Genomic DNA, 19609 nt, shown 5'->3' on the forward strand with positions numbered 1-19609 from the left:
TAATGAACGACAAAAATGTAAGAAACTTTACTTTGACCGCGATGTTTTTAGCGATCATGATTATCTTAGCAGTCACCCCCCTTGGTTTCATTCCGATTGGTCCAATTAATGCTACGACGATGCATATTCCAGTGATTATCGCGTCAATCGTTTTAGGACCTCGCATCGGAGCTGGACTAGGCGCAATCTTTGGTGTTATCAGTTTAATCAGAGCAACGGTGATTATCACGCCAATGTCGTTTGTTTTTTCACCTTTTATTGCAAACCCATTGACGAATCAAGGTGACTGGCGCGCGATCATTGTAGCAATTGTTCCCCGTATTTTGATTGGTGTTGTTCCTTACTTTGTTTACAAAGGGCTTCATCACTTACTGAAAAATAAAGCTCAGCCGGTCAGCTTATTTATCGCAGGTTTGGCGGGATCAATGACCAACACTATTTTAGTTATGAACCTGATTTTCTTTTTCTTTAAGGATAGTTATGCCAATGTTTTACAAGTCACAGCAAATGCTGTTTACGGTGTCATCTTAGGAATTATTTCAGGCAGCGGCTTAGTCGAAGCTATCGTTGCCGGAATAGCAACAACAGGTGTTTGTGCCGTTCTACTACGCTTAATGAAGAAATAAAAAAACGCTCGATCGAAATCATTTCTGATCTCGATCGAGCATTTTTTTTTGATTATTTCGGTTCTTCACCCAGAATTCGAACTTCTGTTTCCAACGTCACATCAAACTTCTCTTTGATCGTTTTTTGAATATGAGCAATCAATTCAATATAGTCAGTCGCTGTCGCATTGTTAATGTTGACGATGAAGCCGGCGTGCTTTTCAGAAATTTGCGCACCGCCCCAAACTAAGCCCTGCAATCCAGCATCTTGAATTAGTTTACCGGTAAAATATCCGACTGGGCGTTTAAAGACACTGCCGCACGATGGATATTCCAATGGTTGTTTCAACTCACGCAGTTCAGTCAGTTCAGCCATTCGTTTTTCAATTTGAGCATGATCGCCAGTCGTTAATTTAAAGTTGGCACTCAATACGATCGCTGGCTGTTCCTGAATCGCCGAATGACGATAGGAGAAATTCATTTGATCTTTGTACCAGGTTTCAAATGTTCCATCTGCTAATAAAACATCGACAGATTCAAAGACATCTTCTAGCTGTCCGTCATAGGCACCCGCATTCATGAAGACTGCGCCGCCGATACTTCCAGGGATTCCACAAGCAAATTCAAATCCAGTTAAGGAATGATCCAATGCCACATAAGTTGTGTCAATCAGCTTTGCGCCCGCCTGAGCAGTTATTGTTTCATCTTCTACACGAATCGTCGTCATATCTGTCAACATGATTACGACGCCGCGAATTCCGCCATCTTTGACGATTAGATTGCTGGCATTGCCCAGAACAATCCAGGGAATATCATTTTCACGGCAATAGTCGACCAATGCCTTCACTTCTTCGTTGTTCTTAGGAAATGCTAGAGCGTCTACGGGACCGCCGGTTTTTGTAAACGTATAATTCATTAAAGGTTCATCCAAAAGGATTTTCAAATTAGGTAATGTGTTCGTCAAGTCTAATGTTTTCACTCTGATAAGCCTTTCTCGTTCAACACGGGTAAATTTTTCAAACATCCTTGCTATTTTAGCACGCGAGAAAAAAACTTACCACCCCTTATAGCTGGTGACGAGTGTGTTGACGCAGCATTTGTTCGCAGAGTTCATGACTTAGTAAAATATTCTCTTGACGCAAATCGGCTTCTTCTCCTTTTAATGCAGCCAAGAAACTGATTACCAATTGTTCAAATCCCCGTTTCTCTAAAGTCGTTGTCCAATCACCGAAACGTTGTGCCTCTTCCACCAAGCCACGTCTAATCGTCAAGTCAGTCAATTGATTCAAAATCATCGTCTGCTTAGGCGAACTAACCTGATAACGCTCCATTTTTCCGCCGCTCATGAAGTCCATTGACAGAATGCATTCTGTCGTCGCAGTTGACAATTGCATTTGCGCATAGACCATTTGACCATCTTCTTCACGAATTTTAGAACGAACACTCATGATCTCGTCATCTAACAGATACACTGCGGTATCTACTAAATGAATAAATAGATCATAGATCCCAAACTGCATATTCATCGCATGATCTGGTTCATTTTTTTCTAAATGAATTGTCCGCTTTTGCGGCAGCTGCTTCATCTGTTCGACCATTGGTGCAAAACGACGGTTAAAGCCTACCATAAATAACAGTTTTTTTTCTTTTGCCAATTCCTGCAGCTCACGGACTTCCTGCAAGTCTTCACTGACCGGCTTGTCGATAAAAACAGCAACTCCGGCTTCTAAACATTTTTTTGCGATTTCGAAATGAGCCTTCGTTGCAACGTGAATAAAAATTGCTTCGATTTTTTCTGCCAATAACTCATCGATTGTTGCAACCGTGTTGGAAAAACTGTATTCGTCTGCGATTTCATTCCGTACTGCTTCATTGCGGGTAGCAAAAATAAATGTCGCTTCCTTGCGCATTTTTGCATACGTTGGCAGATACGCCTTTTTGGCGATGCCGCCGATGCCGATAACTCCGATTTTCATAGGTAAGACTCCTTCTTCGTTTTAATGTAGTCATTTTTCTTTTGAGAAAAATGATTCCTATCCTCAGGCCGTATATCATTCCACTAAACTTTTTGTGCTTTATATTCTGGTTATTTTTTTACTTCTTGTTTCAATTTTTTTAACTGCTAAAAGTGGAACTGACATCCTTCTTCGTTTTAATGTAGTCATTTTTCTTTTGAGAAAAATGATTCCTATCCTCAGGCCGTATATCATTCTACTAAACTTTTTATGATTTATACTCTGGGTTCCTTTTTTTCCTCTTCTTTGAATCTTTACATCTGCTAAAAGTGGAACTGACATCCTTCTTCGTTTTAATGTATTCATTTTTCTTTTGGAAAAAATGATTCTTATCCTCAGACCGTATATCATTCTGCTAATTATCATCGATAACAGCATAGTTTTCTTCATACCTTGAATAATACTGCAAAAAGTCAGCGCGACAAAGTAAAAAGCAGCTTTGACAGCTATCATTCTTTGCTTTCTCACTTTTTTTCGTTACAATTGATCCAAGAGTTGAATCAAATTATTACGTATGGAGGAATGCACTGTGAAATTAATTTCTTGGAACGTCAACGGCTTGCGTGCCGTGATGAAAAAGAATTTTATGGAAGTTTTTAATGACTTAGATGCTGACTTTTTCTGTCTGCAAGAAACAAAACTGCAAGCTGGACAAATTGAAATGGACTTGCCGGGCTATCATGAGTATTGGAATTATGCAGAAAAAAAGGGCTATTCTGGTACTGCCATCTTCACCAAACATGAGCCAATGAGTGTTACCTATGGTCTGGGCATCGAAGAACATGATCAAGAAGGCCGTGTCATTACACTTGAATATCCTGAGTATTATGTGATTACTTGTTATACGCCCAACTCACAAAATGAACTGAAGCGTTTAGATTATCGTATGACTTGGGAAGAAGCTTTCTTGAATCATCTAAATCAGCTGAAAGAAAATAAATCCGTTATTTTCTGTGGGGATTTGAATGTCGCCCACGAAAACATTGATTTAAAAAATTGGAAAACAAATCAAAAAAATGCCGGCTTCACTCCGCAAGAACGAGAGAAATTCAGTATCTTATTAGAGAATGGCTATATTGATACGTTCCGTCATTTCTATCCCGATCAAGAAGGAATTTACTCTTGGTGGAGCTACCGCTTTAATGCGCGCAAAAATAATGCCGGATGGCGGATTGATTACTTCGTCGTTTCTGATGACTTAAAGGATCAATTACAAGATGCCAAAATCCATACTGAAATTTTCGGCAGCGACCATTGTCCCGTAGAATTAGATATCAATCTTTAAAACTTTGAAATTTTTTCTTGAAAGACTTTCGCCGCTGAAAAGAATATGGTAAAACAAAAAGCGGAGAGGTGAATCTGTTGAATTTTATTGCAATGGACTTTGAAACGGCCAATTATCAAACCCATAGTGCTTGTTCACTGGCACTCGTAATGGTAAAAAACAGCCAAATCGTCGGTGAATACTATTCGCTGATCAAACCTGAAACAGACTTTTTTTGGAAAAATATTCAGATCCACGGCATACATCCAGAAGATGTTGAAGACGCACCGAAGTTTCCTGAAGTATGGCAAGATATCCAACATTATTATCAGGAGAATCGTTTGATCGTTGCTCATAATGCCGGCTTTGATACCAAGGTTCTAGCGGGTTGTCTTGATTATTATCATCTAGCGCAGCCAACCTATCTTTCCTTGTGTACTGTAAAAACAAGCCGACGCTTATTTCCTGAAATGGCGAATCATCGACTGAACACCGTTTGTGAGGAATTAGCGATCCCATTAGAACATCATCATGATGCTTTAGAAGACAGCCGAGCCTGCGCGAAAATTTTGCTCTATCAAGAAGATCATTTTGGTGTTGATCCATTAAAAAAATTAGTATTACCTATGTAAGCGAAGCTCTCTGCTTCGCTTTTTTAATTGATCAATTTACTCATCAACAGAACATTCAAAAATTCACCTTGTACATCTCGAGCCCCTCGCTCCATCTCAGCCTCCGTTATAAAATCAAATTTTTGGTACAGATGAATCGCACGTTCGTTTCTTTTTTGAACCGTGAGCTCTAAACGTCGCAACGGCGAATTATTCTCACTCCAATAAATCACTTCATCTAACAATGCCGTTCCTAAACCCATCCCCCAAAATTCTTTCAACACACTAACCCCAATCTCGCCAATATGCGACACTGTGTATTCCGGAGCCGCCTTAACTGAGGCCATACCGATGATTCTTTCGTTTGCAAAGGCTAATAAAAGTAGATTATTCTCACTTTCGTATAGGTCCGCTAATTGCAAACTCAGCATTTCTTCGTTTAATCCTAAGCCCGCTTCGTCCATAATCAAAAAATCAGTTTCCTCAGCAATTTGTCGACTAGCTTGTAACAAATTTCCTGCATCATCTGGTATGGCTTCTCTTAAAGTAATTTCAACTTCGCTCATTCTGATTCCCACGCTTTCAAAATCCGCCCTTGAAATTTCTGTGCTTGTTCACCATGTACAATCAGTTCCACTTGACGCAAATTTTCATCCTGTCCATCTTTATGTAAAATCAATTCCAAATAATCCTCTGGCACAAAGTCACCTAACTGCTGTCCCCATTCGATCACGGAAAGGCCATCGCCTTCAAAATAATCATCCAACCCTAAATCATCCGCACCGGACTCAATCCGATAAACATCCATATGGTAAAGCGGTAAGCGTCCTTGCTGATATTCTCGAATAATCGTATATGTTGGACTTTTAATCATTTGATCAATCCCTAAACCTAGTGCTATTCCCTTAGTCAAAGTCGTTTTCCCCGCACCAAGATCACCAGTCAATACCAAATTGTCGCTAGGTTCGGCCACCGAACCAATGATTTTTCCTAATCTTTCTGTCATTGCTGTATTTATTAACGTTATCAACCTGTCTCCCTCTTTTCTATTACCAATTTAGTATAACGATTTAGATATCAAGAGAAAAGAAAAAAAGTATGCGATACAAAATTAGTATCGCATACTTCACTTTTTATTGAATTTCTTAGTTCATCAATGATTGTGCTGCTGTAATAATTGAAAGTTTGTAAACATCTTCTTCATTACTACCGCGTGAAAGATCGGAAATTGGTTTGTTCAATCCTTGTAAGATTGGTCCAATTGCTTCAAATCCGCCAAAACGTTGAGCGATTTTGTAGCCGATATTACCTGACTGTAATTCGGGGAAAACAAATACAGTTGCTTGTCCCGCTACTTTTGAATCAGGGGCTTTCAATTGCGCAACACCTGGGATGTATGCAGCATCAAATTGCAATTCACCATCAATTAAATAATCCGGTGCCAATTCTTGTGCAATCTTAGTTGCTTCTGCCACTTTTTCAACTTCAGGAGCTTTAGCAGATCCTTTAGTAGAGAAGCTCATCATTGCAACTTTTGGTTCGATATCGAATAGTTCAGCTGTTTTTGCTGACTCAACAGCGATTTCTGCCAATTCTTGTGCATTTGGGTTTACATTGATAGCACAATCTGAGAATAGATATTTTTCTTGATCGCGTCCGCGAACCATCAAGAATGCACCACTTGTACGGCTGACTCCTGGTTTTGTTTTAATGATTTGCAAAGCGGGACGAACAGTATCGCCAGTTGAATGGATCGCACCAGAAACCATTCCGTCCGTAATTCCCATATAAGTTAACATTGTACCAAAGTAATTTTCATCTTTAAGAATTTTTTCTGCATCTTCTTTGTTAACTTTACCTTTACGGCGTTCAACAAAAGCTTCTACCATTTCATCCCAACGATCAAAATGATCAGGATCAATGATTGTGAAGTTGCCTAAAGCGATTCCACGAGCGCTCGCGGCTTTTTCGATTTCAGCCAAGTTACCAATCAAGATTGGTTCAACTAATTCTTCTGCTTTAAGACGAGATGCGGCACCTAAAATACGTGCGTCAGTTGCTTCAGGAAATGCCACTTTAATGTTGCGACGAATAATTTTAAATTTCAAACTGTCAAATAGATCCACGATAAAACCCTCCAGATATTTATTTCCTATTTATCATACAACAATTCTCAAGAAAAGAAAAGGACAGAATAAAGCATCTGTACTACTAATTAGAATCTAGTAAATATGAATTAAGAGCATTTTCACAAACTGTCTCTATAACAGAAACCGTTGTCATATCACACTGTTTCAGGCAGCTGCCAATCAATCGGTGATTCGCCCCATTCCATCAGTAGTTGGTTTGTTTTCGAAAAAGGTTTCGAACCAAAGAAACCACGATGAGCAGATAACGGAGATGGGTGGACAGATTTTATAATGGCATGTTTACTAGTGTCGATCATCTTGATTTTCTCTTGTGCAGGTTTTCCCCACAAAATAAAAACGATTGGTTTTTCACGCTCATTTAGTCGCTTTATAACAGCATCCGTCATTTGCTCCCAACCTTGCCCTCGATGTGAATAAGCTTGCCCCTCCCGCACTGTTAATACGGTGTTAAGCATTAGAACCCCCTGCTTTGCCCAGCTCACAAGATTACCATGTTGAACTGGAGAAATTCCTAAGTCATTTTGCATTTCTTGATAAATATTGCGCAGTGACGGTGGTATTTTCACACCGGGCTGCACAGAAAAAGATAACCCATGTGCTTGATTCACACCATGATAAGGATCTTGTCCCAAAATTACGACTTTCACTTTGTCGTATGGCGTCAATTCCAAGGCTTCAAAAATGTGATACATATCCGGATGAATTTTCTGAGTACTGTACTCTTCTTTCAAAAATTCACGCAGCTTTAAATAATACGGTGCTTCAAATTGATCTGCTAAAACATTTTGCCAATCATTATGGATGATTTCTTTCACGTCACACACTCCTAATTTCTATTAATAATAGATTTATTTTCTTAAGTAAGTCTGATATTTACGTTCTATACTATCAAAATAATTCTTTTTAAAGAATAAAGCCGACATGGTTATCCTATCTAGGATTATGGTACACTATCGGTGTATGATAGGAAAGCTAGGTGAATAATTTTGATAAAACTCATTGCTTCTGATATGGACGGTACACTGTTAAACGATCAAATGCAAGTCCCGACAGCAAATATCGAAGCCATTCAGAAGGCTCAGTCACAAGGAATTGAATTTATTACAGCAACTGGACGGGGAATGAGCCACGCAAAAATCTCATTAGATGTAGCGAACATTCACGTCCCGATGATTTTATTAAACGGCGCTCATGTTGTAAACGCTAAACGAGAAACAATTTTTACCATCCCAATCGGCAAAAAAAGAACCTTTGAAGTCATGGATGCTCTTGAAGAAGCTGGCCTTTATTATGAAATTTTTACCGCTGAGCATGTATACTCTTCAGATCAACCGATGCGGATTGAGTTTTTCTCTGAACATATCTTAGAGAAAATACCGGGAATTTCAAAAAAAATGGCAATTGCGGCATCTTCTCAACATTTATCTCTTACACCGATCACTTTTGTTAAGGATATGCGTCAAACATTGATTGATAAAGATGAAGATGTTTTAAAAATTATCGCTTTTGATAAAAATGGACCGGAACAATTAAAGAAAGTTACTGGTGCGTTAGAAAAAATCGGTGATTTAGCTATTGCAGCCTCAGAATTGACTAATATCGAGATCAATCACGTGAATGCACAAAAAGGTATCGCTTTAAAACAATTTGCAGAAGAACGTGGTTTTACCGCTGATCAAGTCATGGCTCTTGGAGATAATTTTAACGATGTCAGCATGCTGACTTATGCAGGAACAAGTTTTGCGATGGGAAATGCGGCACCAGCTATTAAAGAAATCGCTAATAACGTGACGGACACAAATGAAGAAAACGGAGTAGCAACGGCAATCGATCGAATCCTTTCTGAATAATAAAAATCAAAAGGTGTGAGTAACATGACTGAATTTTTTATTCAAGAAAAACAATTGAGTTCCATGACACGAACGATCGTTAAGGACAGTAAAGGTGTGCCTTTATATTTAATGGTAGGACATTGGGGCCGTAAAGGAAATGTCCTATCGCTCTATGCAATGGACGGTCAAATCGTGGCTTATATTAAGCAGGCCAGCGTCATTTTCGGGCGCAAGTTTGAGATTTACTATGAACAAACAAAAGTTGGTGTGCTTCATAAAATTTTCCATTGGCCCGGCGACTTTTATTACATACAACAACTTCATTGGGCAGTTTATGGGGATATCTATAATCACAAGTACAAAATCAATCACTTTAATCAATCGATTATGACAATGGACAAAGCCACATTATTGACCGGTGATTATTACGTACTAGATGTCACAGATCCAGCGGATGCTCCTATTTGTATCTGCGTGGCAGCAATCATGGACTATTGGCTCTACAATAGAAATAAAAATAAAGAACCGGAAACGGCTTTAGAAGTTACGTTTTCCCAAAATTAAGGAGCAGTGCCAGATTTGGCACTGCTCCTTTTACGATTCTAATTACAGCTTCTGGAAGGCTGTTCTCACTAACTTCTATCGAAGCCTTTGACCGCTCTTTGCATATGATCGTAAAGGTGCCCGCTGATCATTATTTCACCAACATCTTGAAAGCCATCACGCAGGTATAAACGTTTAGCATTCGGATTAGCCTTGTCAACATTTAAACCAATCACTTTCTCACCTTCATGAGTGGCTAAACGATCTACTGCCGTTAATAATTTCGAGCCAATTCCCTGCCCACGAAATTTTTCATCTACTGCGATTGAATCTAAATACCATTCATTTGGAAAAGCTTCAGGATCAATGAACATTTGAATGTCTTCAGTAATTCCTTGAGCCTGTAGATATTTTTTTAAAGGTAAATCGATAATTGCTTCTTTGTTTGCAGGATAACCAAAGACGGCCCCGGCAATCTCTCCATCGATTTCTTCAACAAGACCTCGTGCATAACCAAAACGATAAGTAGGATCTTCAAAACAAGCCGCAATAACTTCTAACGCCTTCTCTTCACCGAACTCATCTAAGAAATCGAGCTCCATATCCTTTAAAATAACCAATATCAATTTTGCTACAGCTGCGCCGTCTTCTTTTTTGGCAAATCGAATCATTTTAAAACCTCTCTTTTAATAACGTTTGATAATACTTCTACAGTGTACCACGGTGAATCCTTTTGCGAAAGGGAGGTTACTTTGTGTTCGTTTGAAAATCTGCTATGATAACGTTGATATGCACGCCTATTAGTATTTAGCAAATGAATAAAATGATTTACGTATTGACGCATTCATTTTTCAAATTTTAAAGATAAACGTGCTCTCACGAATTGGAGGAATCTCGATGAAAAAAGCACTAAAAATTCTGTTAGGGGTTATCGTAGCGATCCTAGTTGTATTTGGCGGCTACTTGATTTACTTATTCGCCAGCTACGATCGTTTGCCAGACAATATGACATTGAAGCCGGACAATCAGCATACTCAAGCGCTTGAAACAAATAAAACATATCGCGCCATGAGCCACAACGTTGGTTACGGTGCGTATCCGCCAAGTTACAGCTTCTTCATGGATGGCGGAAAGTATTCACGAGCTTATGATAAAGAAACTGTCAAAGAAAATATGCAGGGAATCGTTACTACTACAAAGGAACTTGAACCAACATTAGCCTTTTATCAGGAAGTCGATCAAGATGGTGATCGCTCGCAACATGTGGATGAAGTAGCTTGGTTGCAAAAACATCTACCGGCATATAATAGTCTATATGGTCAAAATTATGATTCTTCTTATCTCTTCTATCCTTTTACTAATCCAATCGGTCAAGCAAAATCCGGTCTCGTCACACTAAGTCAGGCTGAGATTACCAGCAGCAAAAGATATTCTTTGCCGATCGAAACAAATTTCAATAAGTTTTTTGATTTGGATCGTGCTTTTACGGTCAGCCGCATTCCAGTTAAGGGAGATCACGAACTAATTGCTATCAATACACACTTATCTGCGTTTACTAAGGATCGCTCCATTCAAGCAGCACAATTAAAAAAGATCTTTGATGTGATGGAAAGTGAATACAAAAAAGGCAACTATGTCATGGTCGCCGGAGATTATAATCATGATGTCTTAGGAAATAGTCCTGAAGTATTTGATACAAGTAAAAAACGAGAAACTTGGACTCACCCATTTCCTAAGGAGGAGTTGCCAGCCGGCTTCCACTTACCTACCGGAAAATTGGCAATAGAAAAAATTCCATCAGCCAGAGCATTGAATGAGCCTTACAAAAAGGGGAAAACTTATACTACATTGATTGACGGCTTCCTCATCTCAGATAATATCACTGTAAAAGATGTTCATGTAAAGGATATGCAGTTTAAGTATTCCGATCATAATCCTGTATATTTGGATTTTAGTTTGAAATAGAAAAATGATAAAAGTATCGAGTTCGTCCGGCAAAAGTCAAAACGAATCCGATGCTTTTTATTATTTTGCTTTGTTAAAGAAATTTGGTAGATACTCTTTGTGCGCTGCTAATAACTCATCCATTACCTTCTTTGCGGTATCGCCACTTGTAATTAAAGGATTCATCGTGAATGCTTGAATAAGCGTTCCTGTATCTCCTGTCACTGCGGCCTCGATTGTAAGCTGTTCCATCGCTTTCATCAACTGCAGCAGACCGCGCTCTTTAGGATGGAAACTGCCAAAATTATAAGGTATTGGTCCTTTTCCAGTCAGAATGCATGTAACCTCGACGGCAGAATCAACTGGTAGATCAGTAATCGTCCCATTATTTTTAGTACTGACTGTCATAACGGTACGTTTATCATTATAAATTGAAGTAATCGTTTCACAGGCAGCATCACTATAACGAGCTCCACCTCTCTCGGCTAACTGTTTTGGCTTATAATCAAGATTTGGATCTTTATAAAGGTCAAAGAGCTCCTTTTCAATCTGCTTCACTTTTTCAGCACGAGTACCATGAACCTCAAAATCTGCCAGCTCCTCAGCGAGCATTTTATCTGTGTAGTAATAATAATTATGATATGGACAAGGTACCATATGCAGATTCTCAACTTGCTCGAAAACCAATTCATTATCCTTGATATTCGCGACGATAGATTTAGCATTTCCAGCCCCGTACATTTTTTCGATAAGCTCATCTGTTCGATCTTTTCCAGTTGAATCTACTACAGTATGCCAGTGGAGATGATTGATTCCGGCAAAATGGAAAAATAATTTTTCTGGGTCTTCTTCTAAAAGTTCAGCTTCTTCTACGACAGCATTCACGGGAATATTGCATAAACCCACAACTTTGTCCCAATTACCATAGCGTAATACTGCCTCCGTCACCATTCCGGCTGGATTCGTAAAATTAATCAACCAAGCATTGGGACAAAGTGTCTTCATGTCTTCCACTATATCTAAAATGACCGGTATCGTTCGTAAGGCTTTGAATATTCCGCCAGCACCATTTGTTTCTTGACCGATCAATCCATGACTCAAGGGAATCCGCTCATCTAGAATTCTTGCATCCAGTAGTCCTACTCTCAGCTGTGTGGTGACAAAATCAGCATCGCGCAAGGCCTCTTTGCGATTAAGTGTTAGATGTATCTCGCAGTCTATTTCAGCCGCCTTGACCATCCTCTTGGCCATCTCACCGACAATCATCATCTTTTCTTTTCCTGCCTCGATATCTACAAGCCATAATTCCGTTAAAGGAAACTCATCATATCGTTTAATAAAACCTTCAACCAGTTCAGGTGTATAGCTTGATCCTCCACCGATTGTTACAACTTTCAATTTCTTTTTCATGCTCATTCCTCCAATAATTAATCAATCAACTCAAGTTCATTTGTTTCTTCTATGGTACTGGTTGTTCCTTCATTCTGAAGCATTTCCTTTTCGGCAATTTTAAAGAATGGTAAATAAATGGCAATAGCGATCACTATTTCTATCGCTGACCACACACCGGCGCGCCAATCCCAACCTGTAGCCATCAAGGGTCCAATAATTGGCGGCATCGTCCAAGGAACAACCATAATAGGTTTCGCTATCAAACCAATCGACATCAATAGATAACTGCTCGTCGCTAGAATCAACGGAATAATAGTGAAGGGAATCATCATCAATGGGTTCATGATAATAGGAAAACCAAAAATGACCGGCTCATTAATTTCAAATAGCGACCCTGGAAAAGCAACCTTTCCTAATTGCTTATATGTTTTGGCCTTGGAAAAAATCATTAGAATCACTAAAGTCAGAGTAGCCCCAGTTCCACCAACGTTAACAAATAAACTAGAAAAACCAGAAGCCGTTATATATGGCAATGGCTCGCCATTTGCATACGCTGATGCATTAGCAGCAATAAATGTTAGAAATATCGGATCGGCAACGCCTTCTAATGTCATATCTCCATGTATCCCCGCACACCATAATAAACTCACCAAGAACGTATAGAGTAAAATTCCCAGCAAACTATTCAATGCAAATAATAGAGGCGAAAATAGCTGTTCAATAAATTGAGTAATATTGAAGCCCAGTGGAACTCGGATGGTCCAGAACAAAATAAGTACTAGCATTGTAGGAACTAGTGATACAAAAGAATTACTGACTGCCGGCGGAACACCAGCGGGTAGTTTAATTACGATATTTCTCTTAATACAAAAATTGAGTATTTCAGCAGCAACAATGCCCGAAATAATTGCTGTGAATAACCCCGTCGAATCAAATCCGGTTGGATCAATAACAAACTTATCTGATAGCTGCGTGATGATAAAAGCCATTACGGCAAGTCCAGCACCTGATATTGCATTCAGATCATAGCTTTTGCTTAACTCATAGCCGATTCCGGTTGCCGCTAATAGAGAAATTATTCCAAATGATACATTTACGGCAGCATTGATCATTCCTTCGTAAGGCTGCATAAACTCCAGCCAAGCATTGATAGGGATATTCCCGATAATTAGAAAAACACTCCCACTAATTATGGCTGGTAAAGTAAGCGCAAGACCATTCCTCACAGCAACAAGGTGTCTTTGATTCCCAAATTTCGTCATTGGCGGAATAATCACGTTTTGCATCCAATCCAAAAATTTTTCCATAAAACGAATCTCCTTTTCTATGTTATATCCGAATTATAGGAAAGGCTTACATTGTTTGTATATAGGTTGCCATCATCTAGGCAAAGATCCCATTTTTAGGCATTTGTAACAAGAATAAAACACCTCGTTTTATTAGACTGGTTTCAAATTATTTACAACTAAATACATTGATACCGTAGTTTCTATCCCCTATACTCTAGTTATAACTAACAAAGAAGGTGATCGATCATGCTATTCTTAGCCTATCAAGTCGAATTAAAAAGTATTGAAATTGATATTTATGACTTCATCATCAAAAATCTAGATGCCGTGCCTTATATGAGAATCAGAGAATTGGCAGATGCCTGTCATGTGAGCACCTCGACTATTTTGCGTTTTTGCAAAAAGTTTGAATGTAACGGATATGCAGATTTTCGACTTAGACTACAACTATATGCTAAAGAGCTGCACGAATTGGCGGAGCCGATCCAGACGATCGATGAACTTCCTTTCATAGAATTTTTGAAGAGAACCCACACAAATGAATTTCAGGAACGAATAAACTCGGCTGCCTCAATCCTTAAAGAATCCGATTTAGTCCTTTTTGTCGGAATCGGTACTTCAAGTATTTTTGCGAGTTATGGTGCGTTACTTTTTTCGTCCCTTTTTACATTGGCTTTAAACATTCAAGACCCTTTGAATACGCCTTTATATAACATCTCGGATAGATTAGATAATAAAGTATGCTTAGTCGCGTTATCTGTATCTGGAGAAAATGAGGATATCATAGATTACATCAATCACATTAAGCTTCATAAATCAGGAGTAATTGCCATAACTAATAGCTCAAACACTCCTATCGCAAAGCTTTCTGATGTCGACATTCCCTATTACGCAAATACCGAGATGTACAAAGAAACAAACATTACTTCCCAGTTATCGGTAACCTATATTCTGGAAATACTAGCTAGAACTGTTCATCAATTGAAAAATAAAGAGAACTGACCGGGCAAAATCATTTTCACACTTGCCTTGTCAAAACTAAAAAGGGATTGATCTCAATGTGGACGTATGTCTCTCATTTACGCACGATTGCTATCCTTCAAACAAGAAAACTACTGTAGATGAAACATTGTTTGAAGGAACTATAAAGATTTGTTTCATCGCTTCGCTTTAAAAGCAGAATTTAGTGCCCTTTATTTGTTGCGGTCAAAAATAGTTCTTCATAGGAAAAATTGGAGGAAAATCAACGATTGAATATTAAGCAAGTAAATCAAAATGATAAAAATGAAATTGAAATTCTTTTGACAATTTGGGAATCTTCAGTGACTGCTACCCATAATTTTTTGTCAAAGGACAATATTGAGGCCTTAATACCCGCAGTTAAAGAAGGATTATTAACCATTGAATCCCTCTACGGCTGCTATGAACAAGAAATCGTCGGATTTATCGGCGTTGAAAATGAAAAAGTTGAGATGCTCTTTGTAGCTGCAGAAACTAGAGGACAAGGAATCGGAAGAAAATTATTTCAGTATGCAATCGAAACGCTGAACGGAAACTACGTTGATGTGAATGAACAGAATGAACAAGGATTGGGGTTTTATCAACGCATGGGTTTCCATGTGTTTGGTCGATCTGAATTAGATGATCAAGGCAATGCCTTCCCGATTCTACATTTAAAAAAAAGTAAAACTAAGGAGTGTTCCAATGAAAGTTGAAGAAGTCATTTCAGATAAAAAAGAATTTTTAGACCTGCTTCGTTTGGCTGATGAACAAGAAGACATGATTGATCGTTATCTTAACGACGGAAGAATGTTTGTTTTATATGACGAAGATCTAAAAGGCGAAGCGGTCGTAACAGAATTAAGCGAGACAGAGTGTGAGTTAAAAAATATTGCGATTATGCCGAACGAACAAGGAAAAGGATATGGAAAAGCGTTGATTCAGTTTTTATTTGATGAATTTTTAGGCCGTTATCAAACGATGTATGTAGGAACGGGAGATGTTCCAAGCATATTGGACTTTTATAAGAAATGCGGATTTCGCGAATCCCATCGTGTAAAAAACTTCTTCACCGATAATTACCGCGAACCAATTATCGACCAAGGTGTCCAACTAGTAGATATGGTCTATTTACGAGCAGATGCAAAGCCTTGATCCTCTGAAAATAATAAAAACGTTCCTGAATTTTTTTTCAGGAACGTTTTTATATCTTACAATAATTCTTGGTAGCGTTGAATGTAAACTTTTTTAACTAGCGTTACCAAAAATAGATAAGCGATGATGGTTACAACGAGCCATAACCAATACTGATTTGGTAAGACCGCTAACCCTAAGTTTTGACCGAAATTTGTGAATGGTAAAAGAGTGCCGACAATAATTCCCAAGGTGGTAATCACTGTCATAATGAAAGACCCTCTGCTTTGGATAAACGGGATTTGTGGTGTCCGTAATGCATGTAAGACTAAAGTTTGCGACCACAGCGATTCCACAAACCAGCCAGCATGGAAAATAGCGATAAAGGCTGCCTGCTGCTGAGGAGATAAAGAGTGGTAATCCCCGCCGAGAACTGCCGGACAAATAACAAAGTACATTAGTAAATAAGTCGTGATATCAAATACCGAACTCGTTGGACCCAGCCAAATCATAAATTTACCAATGCTGGATGCTGTCCATTTTTTTGGTTTTTCTAAGTATTCTTTATCCATCCGATCCCATGGAATCGAGATACATGAAATATCATAAATCAAATTTAGAAATAAAATTTGCAGTGGAAGCATTGGCAAAAATGGTAAGAATGAACTTGCAACTAAAACAGAGAACATATTGCCAAAATTTGAGCTTGCCGTGGCCTTGATATATTTCATGATATTGCCGAATGTTTCTCTGCCGGAAATTATTCCCCGTTCTAGAATCATCAAGTCTTTCTCTAATAAGATCACATCAGCAGATTCTTTGGCGATATCAACAGCTGTATCAACGGATATTCCGACATCAGCGGCTTTCATCGCAGGAGCATCATTGATTCCATCTCCAAGAAACCCGACTGTATGCCCGTTTGCTCTGAGCAAACTCGTAATCTTTTGTTTTTGCTGCGGGTTCAATTTCACGAATACGTTGTAATCCTCTATGATTTCTGCTAATTCTTGATCACTAAGATGGATCAAATCTTCTCCATGGATAATTGTTTCCGTTCCTAGTCCAACCTGCTTACAAACGGACTTGGTCACCAATGCATTATCTCCAGTTAAGACTTTCACCTCAACACCGTTTTCTTTCAACGCCTTCAACGCTTGTTTGGTTGTTTCTTTTGGCGGATCTAAAAATGCCAGATAACCAATCAATACCATTTCAGATTCATCAGCTGTTGAAAATTCACCAACCACACTCGGATTCGTTTTTTGAGCCACACCGATTACGCGTAATCCGTCTTCGTTCAATTCGTGAACTTTTTTCAAAACTTGTTTTTTTACTTCATCCGTTAACTTCGTTACTTGCCCTTTGAAGTCAACGAAAGAAGAAATTTCAAGCATTTCTTCAATTGCACCTTTTGTGATCATTTGCGTTTTTCCGTTTTGATCTTCTACAACAACACTCATCCTGCGACGTTGAAAGTCAAAGGGAATCTCATCAACCTTTTGATAACGAATTTCATCTGTGTCTAACTCTTGTTTGGTTGATTCGATAATGGCCACATCAAGCAGGTTTTTTAAGCCTGTTTGATAATAACTATTTAGATATGCGTGTCTTAAAACACGGCTATCTTCTTCCCCGTCACAATCCAAATGGTATTCTAAAATAATTTTGTCCTGTGTTAATGTCCCTGTTTTATCTGTACACAATACATCGATGGCACCGAAATTTTGAATAGCGTTTATATTTTTAATGATCGTACCGTTTTTGGCCATTCCTGTAGCACCTTTGACCAAATTTGTTGTAACGATCATTGGCAGCATTTCAGGTGTCAGCCCCACAGCCACTGATAAACCGAATAGAAATGCCTCCATCCAATCTCCTTTCGTGAATCCATTAATCACAATAACGGTCGGTGCCATTAATGCCATGAATTTGATAAACAAGAAAGACGTTTTACGAATACCTAACTCAAAACTAGTTTGAACAGGGGTAGCCGATAAGGATTTAGCAACATCACCAAACAGGGTATTTGCACCCGTAGCGATTACGATTCCTTCGGCACTTCCGCTAATCACATTACTTCCCATAAATACTAAATTGTCGTAACTCGTTTCAGATTCTTTTTGACCATTTGCCTCTGCCGCACTTTTTTCGACAGGATAGCTTTCTCCTGTTAGCGCGGACTGTGAGATGAATAAATCCTTTGCGCTAATCAAACGAATATCTGCTGGAATCATATCTCCAGCGGATAACTTGACTAGATCACCGCAGACAATTTCTTCCATAGGAATTTCCTTGTATTGATTGTCTCTGCGAACTGCTGCAGTTACTTTTACCAATGATTTCAACTTCTCGGCTGCCTTGTTTGAACGCACAGACTGAACCAATGTCATCGTACCGCTGACTAATACCATGACCAAAATAATACCGCTGCCGAAGAAATCTTTTTCACCTGGCTCAGGCAAGATTCCTTCCGTGATAAGAGAAATGACTCCCAAACCAATCAATACCAAAGTAAATGGTGTAATAAATGCTTTTAGAACCTCAATAAAAAATGGCGTTGCCTTTTTATAGGGAATTTTATTTTCTCCAAATTCTTCTCTTGCTTCTGCAACTTGTGCCGCAGATAATCCCAGCGTTGATGTTTTAAATGTATCAAGAATACTTCTTGTTGTCTTTTTAGCGAATAGACTATAATTCGTCTTCGTTGTTGTGATCTTTTGCTGTTTCATTTTTTTCTCCTTTTTTCCGAAAAAAATATGCCATAATCCTATTCCAATAAATAAATATAAGACCATATTTTTTAGCGTATTCATCGTTGCCCCTCCTACAGACGGGCTTATGGAGAAAATATGGGCGTTAAAAACAAATAGACAATAGTATCTTCTTGTTTACCATTTTCTGCCACAAACCCGTAATTATTGAACTACTGTCATCCATTTGTTTTCATCTCCCTTTTTTCCACTTGTTCTAGTGGTGATTGAATATCCTTTTTGTAGATCCGCATGGTTAATTGCCCTTCTGCATACTCCTCCGAGATGGATTGATAACCTAGCTTTTCATAGAAACCCCAAGCTTGTTCTCTACCTGTTAGGAAAACAAGACAAAAACCAACTCTTCTAGCAACTTGTTCTGCATATATCAGCAAGTTTTTACCTAATCCTTCTCCTTGGTGATGCGAGTCCACCGCCACTTGTTTGATCTGGACACATTCAGCTGAAATTGGATGCAGCAATAGAGTCCCTATCACCTGATCTTCCTGTTTGATAATCAAGTGAAGATCCTTTCTTTCATCTCTCGGTGCCCTCAATAAGAACTTTTTCCCTGAACTTGCCTTTAACTCTTTGTTTCTAAGCATTAACGCTTCACAATACATTGCGCTGTTCCACTTAGTTACTGTAAACACTGTTTTACCATAGTAAATCCCTCCCTTGTTCAATTTTGAAAATAAAAATGATCATTGCGCAAAAAAAGACTTTCCGCTCAAAAACTCAGCGAAAAGCCTTACTAAAATTCATCCCAAATAGACAAAGTCGTATAGTCGATCTAATCGTTGAGTTTTGGCACTATACAACGTAAAGACAAACATCTTAGCTACCTTAAGAAAAGCCTTGTATTCGACAATTCCTGTTCTACCCATTGGCGTCTCTCGACATTTTTGGGCAGTAGCCTGTGTTTGTATAGGAGCCTCACCTAACAAATCATATTTTATTTTCGAACACAATATAACAAGTTATTAATCACCTGTCAAATGCTTTTCTATGAAAAAATCCAGATAAATTAAATTAACAATCTCAAGAAACCGAATTCAACGCTATTATACCAACCTTT

Annotated in this window: 20 protein-coding genes and 1 riboswitch; of the genes, 9 read left to right on the forward strand and 11 right to left on the reverse strand. The window is 38.6% G+C overall.

The annotated features are described in order from the left end of the window. Positions 1 to 2: 2 nt before the first annotated feature. On the forward strand, positions 3 to 626 hold the full coding sequence (locus I585_RS04065) for an ECF transporter S component (protein ID WP_010739768.1): 624 nt from the start codon (positions 3 to 5) through the stop codon (positions 624 to 626). A gap of 52 nt (positions 627 to 678) precedes the next feature. On the opposite strand, the gene murB is transcribed toward I585_RS04065, so the two are convergent. Both murB and I585_RS04075 read right to left on the reverse strand, forming a co-directional pair. Continuing rightward, positions 679 to 1629 (reverse strand): UDP-N-acetylmuramate dehydrogenase, encoded by a 951-nt coding sequence (gene murB / locus I585_RS04070; protein WP_071879484.1) that lies wholly within the window; start codon positions 1627 to 1629, stop codon positions 679 to 681. A gap of 40 nt (positions 1630 to 1669) precedes the next feature. Further along, positions 1670 to 2581, reverse strand: coding sequence for a Gfo/Idh/MocA family protein (locus tag I585_RS04075; protein WP_010739770.1), 912 nt, complete (start codon positions 2579 to 2581; stop codon positions 1670 to 1672). Between the two features lie 568 nt (positions 2582 to 3149). Here I585_RS04075 and I585_RS04085 point away from each other — a divergent pair. Both I585_RS04085 and I585_RS04090 read left to right on the forward strand, forming a co-directional pair. After that, positions 3150 to 3905, forward strand: a complete 756-nt coding sequence (locus I585_RS04085) for an exodeoxyribonuclease III (RefSeq protein ID WP_010739772.1) — start codon at positions 3150 to 3152, stop codon at positions 3903 to 3905. A gap of 77 nt (positions 3906 to 3982) precedes the next feature. Next, positions 3983 to 4516 (forward strand): 3'-5' exonuclease, encoded by a 534-nt coding sequence (locus I585_RS04090; RefSeq protein ID WP_010739773.1) that lies wholly within the window; start codon positions 3983 to 3985, stop codon positions 4514 to 4516. 23 nt (positions 4517 to 4539) lie between these two features. On the opposite strand, the gene I585_RS04095 is transcribed toward I585_RS04090, so the two are convergent. The 4 genes from I585_RS04095 to I585_RS04110 all read right to left on the reverse strand — a co-directional run bounded on the left by I585_RS04095 (position 4540) and on the right by I585_RS04110 (position 7460). Continuing rightward, positions 4540 to 5061 (reverse strand): GNAT family N-acetyltransferase, encoded by a 522-nt coding sequence (locus I585_RS04095; RefSeq protein ID WP_010739774.1) that lies wholly within the window; start codon positions 5059 to 5061, stop codon positions 4540 to 4542. Beyond that, on the reverse strand, positions 5058 to 5525 hold the full coding sequence (tsaE, locus tag I585_RS04100) for a tRNA (adenosine(37)-N6)-threonylcarbamoyltransferase complex ATPase subunit type 1 TsaE (RefSeq protein WP_010739775.1): 468 nt from the start codon (positions 5523 to 5525) through the stop codon (positions 5058 to 5060). The genes I585_RS04095 and tsaE overlap by 4 nt, the downstream gene beginning before the upstream one ends. Positions 5526 to 5640: 115 nt before the next feature. Beyond that, positions 5641 to 6621, reverse strand: a complete 981-nt coding sequence (gene pta / locus I585_RS04105) for a phosphate acetyltransferase (RefSeq protein ID WP_010739776.1) — start codon at positions 6619 to 6621, stop codon at positions 5641 to 5643. A 158-nt stretch (positions 6622 to 6779) separates the two neighbouring features. Continuing rightward, entirely contained in the window at positions 6780 to 7460 is a 681-nt protein-coding gene (locus I585_RS04110) for a uracil-DNA glycosylase (protein WP_010739777.1), read from the reverse strand. A 171-nt stretch (positions 7461 to 7631) separates the two neighbouring features. On the opposite strand from I585_RS04110, the gene I585_RS04115 reads away from it, so the two are divergent. Together I585_RS04115 and I585_RS04120 are read left to right on the forward strand one after the other, a co-directional pair. Then, positions 7632 to 8495, forward strand: a complete 864-nt coding sequence (locus tag I585_RS04115; RefSeq protein ID WP_034708354.1) for a Cof-type HAD-IIB family hydrolase — start codon at positions 7632 to 7634, stop codon at positions 8493 to 8495. A gap of 24 nt (positions 8496 to 8519) precedes the next feature. Continuing rightward, positions 8520 to 9041 (forward strand): LURP-one-related/scramblase family protein, encoded by a 522-nt coding sequence (locus I585_RS04120; protein WP_010739779.1) that lies wholly within the window; start codon positions 8520 to 8522, stop codon positions 9039 to 9041. Positions 9042 to 9109: 68 nt separating this feature from the next. On the opposite strand, the gene I585_RS04125 is transcribed toward I585_RS04120, so the two are convergent. Next, a complete protein-coding gene (locus I585_RS04125; protein ID WP_010739780.1) occupies positions 9110 to 9691 on the reverse strand; it encodes a GNAT family N-acetyltransferase in 582 nt (193 codons plus the stop codon). Between the two features lie 226 nt (positions 9692 to 9917). On the opposite strand from I585_RS04125, the gene I585_RS04130 reads away from it, so the two are divergent. Then, positions 9918 to 10985, forward strand: a complete 1068-nt coding sequence (locus I585_RS04130; protein WP_010739781.1) for an endonuclease/exonuclease/phosphatase family protein — start codon at positions 9918 to 9920, stop codon at positions 10983 to 10985. Between the two features lie 60 nt (positions 10986 to 11045). Here I585_RS04130 and I585_RS04135 read toward each other — a convergent pair whose 3' ends face one another. Further along, on the reverse strand, positions 11046 to 12374 hold the full coding sequence (locus tag I585_RS04135; protein ID WP_010739782.1) for a 6-phospho-beta-glucosidase: 1329 nt from the start codon (positions 12372 to 12374) through the stop codon (positions 11046 to 11048). Positions 12375 to 12391: 17 nt separating this feature from the next. Further along, positions 12392 to 13663 carry a PTS sugar transporter subunit IIC gene (locus I585_RS04140; protein WP_010739783.1) on the reverse strand — a complete coding sequence of 424 codons (1272 nt, stop codon included), beginning with the start codon at positions 13661 to 13663 and terminating at the stop codon, positions 12392 to 12394. Positions 13664 to 13891: 228 nt separating this feature from the next. On the opposite strand from I585_RS04140, the gene I585_RS04145 reads away from it, so the two are divergent. From I585_RS04145 to I585_RS04155, 3 genes are all read left to right on the forward strand, one after another. Continuing rightward, positions 13892 to 14647: a MurR/RpiR family transcriptional regulator gene (locus tag I585_RS04145; protein ID WP_010739784.1), complete on the forward strand. Its 756-nt coding sequence runs from the start codon at positions 13892 to 13894 to the stop codon at positions 14645 to 14647. Positions 14648 to 14895: 248 nt separating this feature from the next. Further along, positions 14896 to 15360: a GNAT family N-acetyltransferase gene (locus I585_RS04150; protein WP_010739785.1), complete on the forward strand. Its 465-nt coding sequence runs from the start codon at positions 14896 to 14898 to the stop codon at positions 15358 to 15360. Further along, positions 15350 to 15799: a GNAT family N-acetyltransferase gene (locus tag I585_RS04155; RefSeq protein ID WP_010739786.1), complete on the forward strand. Its 450-nt coding sequence runs from the start codon at positions 15350 to 15352 to the stop codon at positions 15797 to 15799. The genes I585_RS04150 and I585_RS04155 overlap by 11 nt, the downstream gene beginning before the upstream one ends. A 56-nt stretch (positions 15800 to 15855) precedes the next feature. Here I585_RS04155 and mgtA read toward each other — a convergent pair whose 3' ends face one another. Both mgtA and I585_RS04165 read right to left on the reverse strand, forming a co-directional pair. Further along, positions 15856 to 18576: a magnesium-translocating P-type ATPase gene (mgtA, locus tag I585_RS04160; protein WP_371198564.1), complete on the reverse strand. Its 2721-nt coding sequence runs from the start codon at positions 18574 to 18576 to the stop codon at positions 15856 to 15858. Between the two features lie 134 nt (positions 18577 to 18710). Next, positions 18711 to 19154: a GNAT family N-acetyltransferase gene (locus I585_RS04165; protein ID WP_010739788.1), complete on the reverse strand. Its 444-nt coding sequence runs from the start codon at positions 19152 to 19154 to the stop codon at positions 18711 to 18713. A gap of 162 nt (positions 19155 to 19316) precedes the next feature. Beyond that, positions 19317 to 19486: riboswitch (M-box (ykoK) riboswitch) on the reverse strand. Positions 19487 to 19609 lie beyond the last annotated feature (123 nt).

Origin of the sequence: Enterococcus malodoratus ATCC 43197 (assembly GCF_000407185.1) — a bacterium.
GTDB classification, from domain to species: Bacteria; Bacillota; Bacilli; order Lactobacillales; family Enterococcaceae; genus Enterococcus_A; species Enterococcus_A malodoratus.

Bases quoted from the DNA above. Each gene is read 5' to 3' on its own strand.
- I585_RS04065 (WP_010739768.1), top strand. From the start codon at position 3: ATGAACGACAAAAATGTAAGAAACTTTACTTTGACCGCGATGTTTTTA.
- murB (WP_071879484.1), bottom strand. From the start codon at position 1,629: ATGTTTGAAAAATTTACCCGTGTTGAACGAGAAAGGCTTATCAGAGTG.
- I585_RS04075 (WP_010739770.1), bottom strand. From the start codon at position 2,581: ATGAAAATCGGAGTTATCGGCATCGGCGGCATCGCCAAAAAGGCGTAT.
- I585_RS04095 (WP_010739774.1), bottom strand. From the start codon at position 5,061: ATGAGCGAAGTTGAAATTACTTTAAGAGAAGCCATACCAGATGATGCA.
- I585_RS04120 (WP_010739779.1), top strand. From the start codon at position 8,520: ATGACTGAATTTTTTATTCAAGAAAAACAATTGAGTTCCATGACACGA.
- I585_RS04125 (WP_010739780.1), bottom strand. From the start codon at position 9,691: ATGATTCGATTTGCCAAAAAAGAAGACGGCGCAGCTGTAGCAAAATTG.
- I585_RS04130 (WP_010739781.1), top strand. From the start codon at position 9,918: ATGAAAAAAGCACTAAAAATTCTGTTAGGGGTTATCGTAGCGATCCTA.
- I585_RS04135 (WP_010739782.1), bottom strand. From the start codon at position 12,374: ATGAAAAAGAAATTGAAAGTTGTAACAATCGGTGGAGGATCAAGCTAT.
- I585_RS04140 (WP_010739783.1), bottom strand. From the start codon at position 13,663: ATGGAAAAATTTTTGGATTGGATGCAAAACGTGATTATTCCGCCAATG.
- I585_RS04145 (WP_010739784.1), top strand. From the start codon at position 13,892: ATGCTATTCTTAGCCTATCAAGTCGAATTAAAAAGTATTGAAATTGAT.
- I585_RS04155 (WP_010739786.1), top strand. From the start codon at position 15,350: ATGAAAGTTGAAGAAGTCATTTCAGATAAAAAAGAATTTTTAGACCTG.
- mgtA (WP_371198564.1), bottom strand. From the start codon at position 18,576: ATGGTCTTATATTTATTTATTGGAATAGGATTATGGCATATTTTTTTC.
- I585_RS04165 (WP_010739788.1), bottom strand. From the start codon at position 19,154: ATGTATTGTGAAGCGTTAATGCTTAGAAACAAAGAGTTAAAGGCAAGT.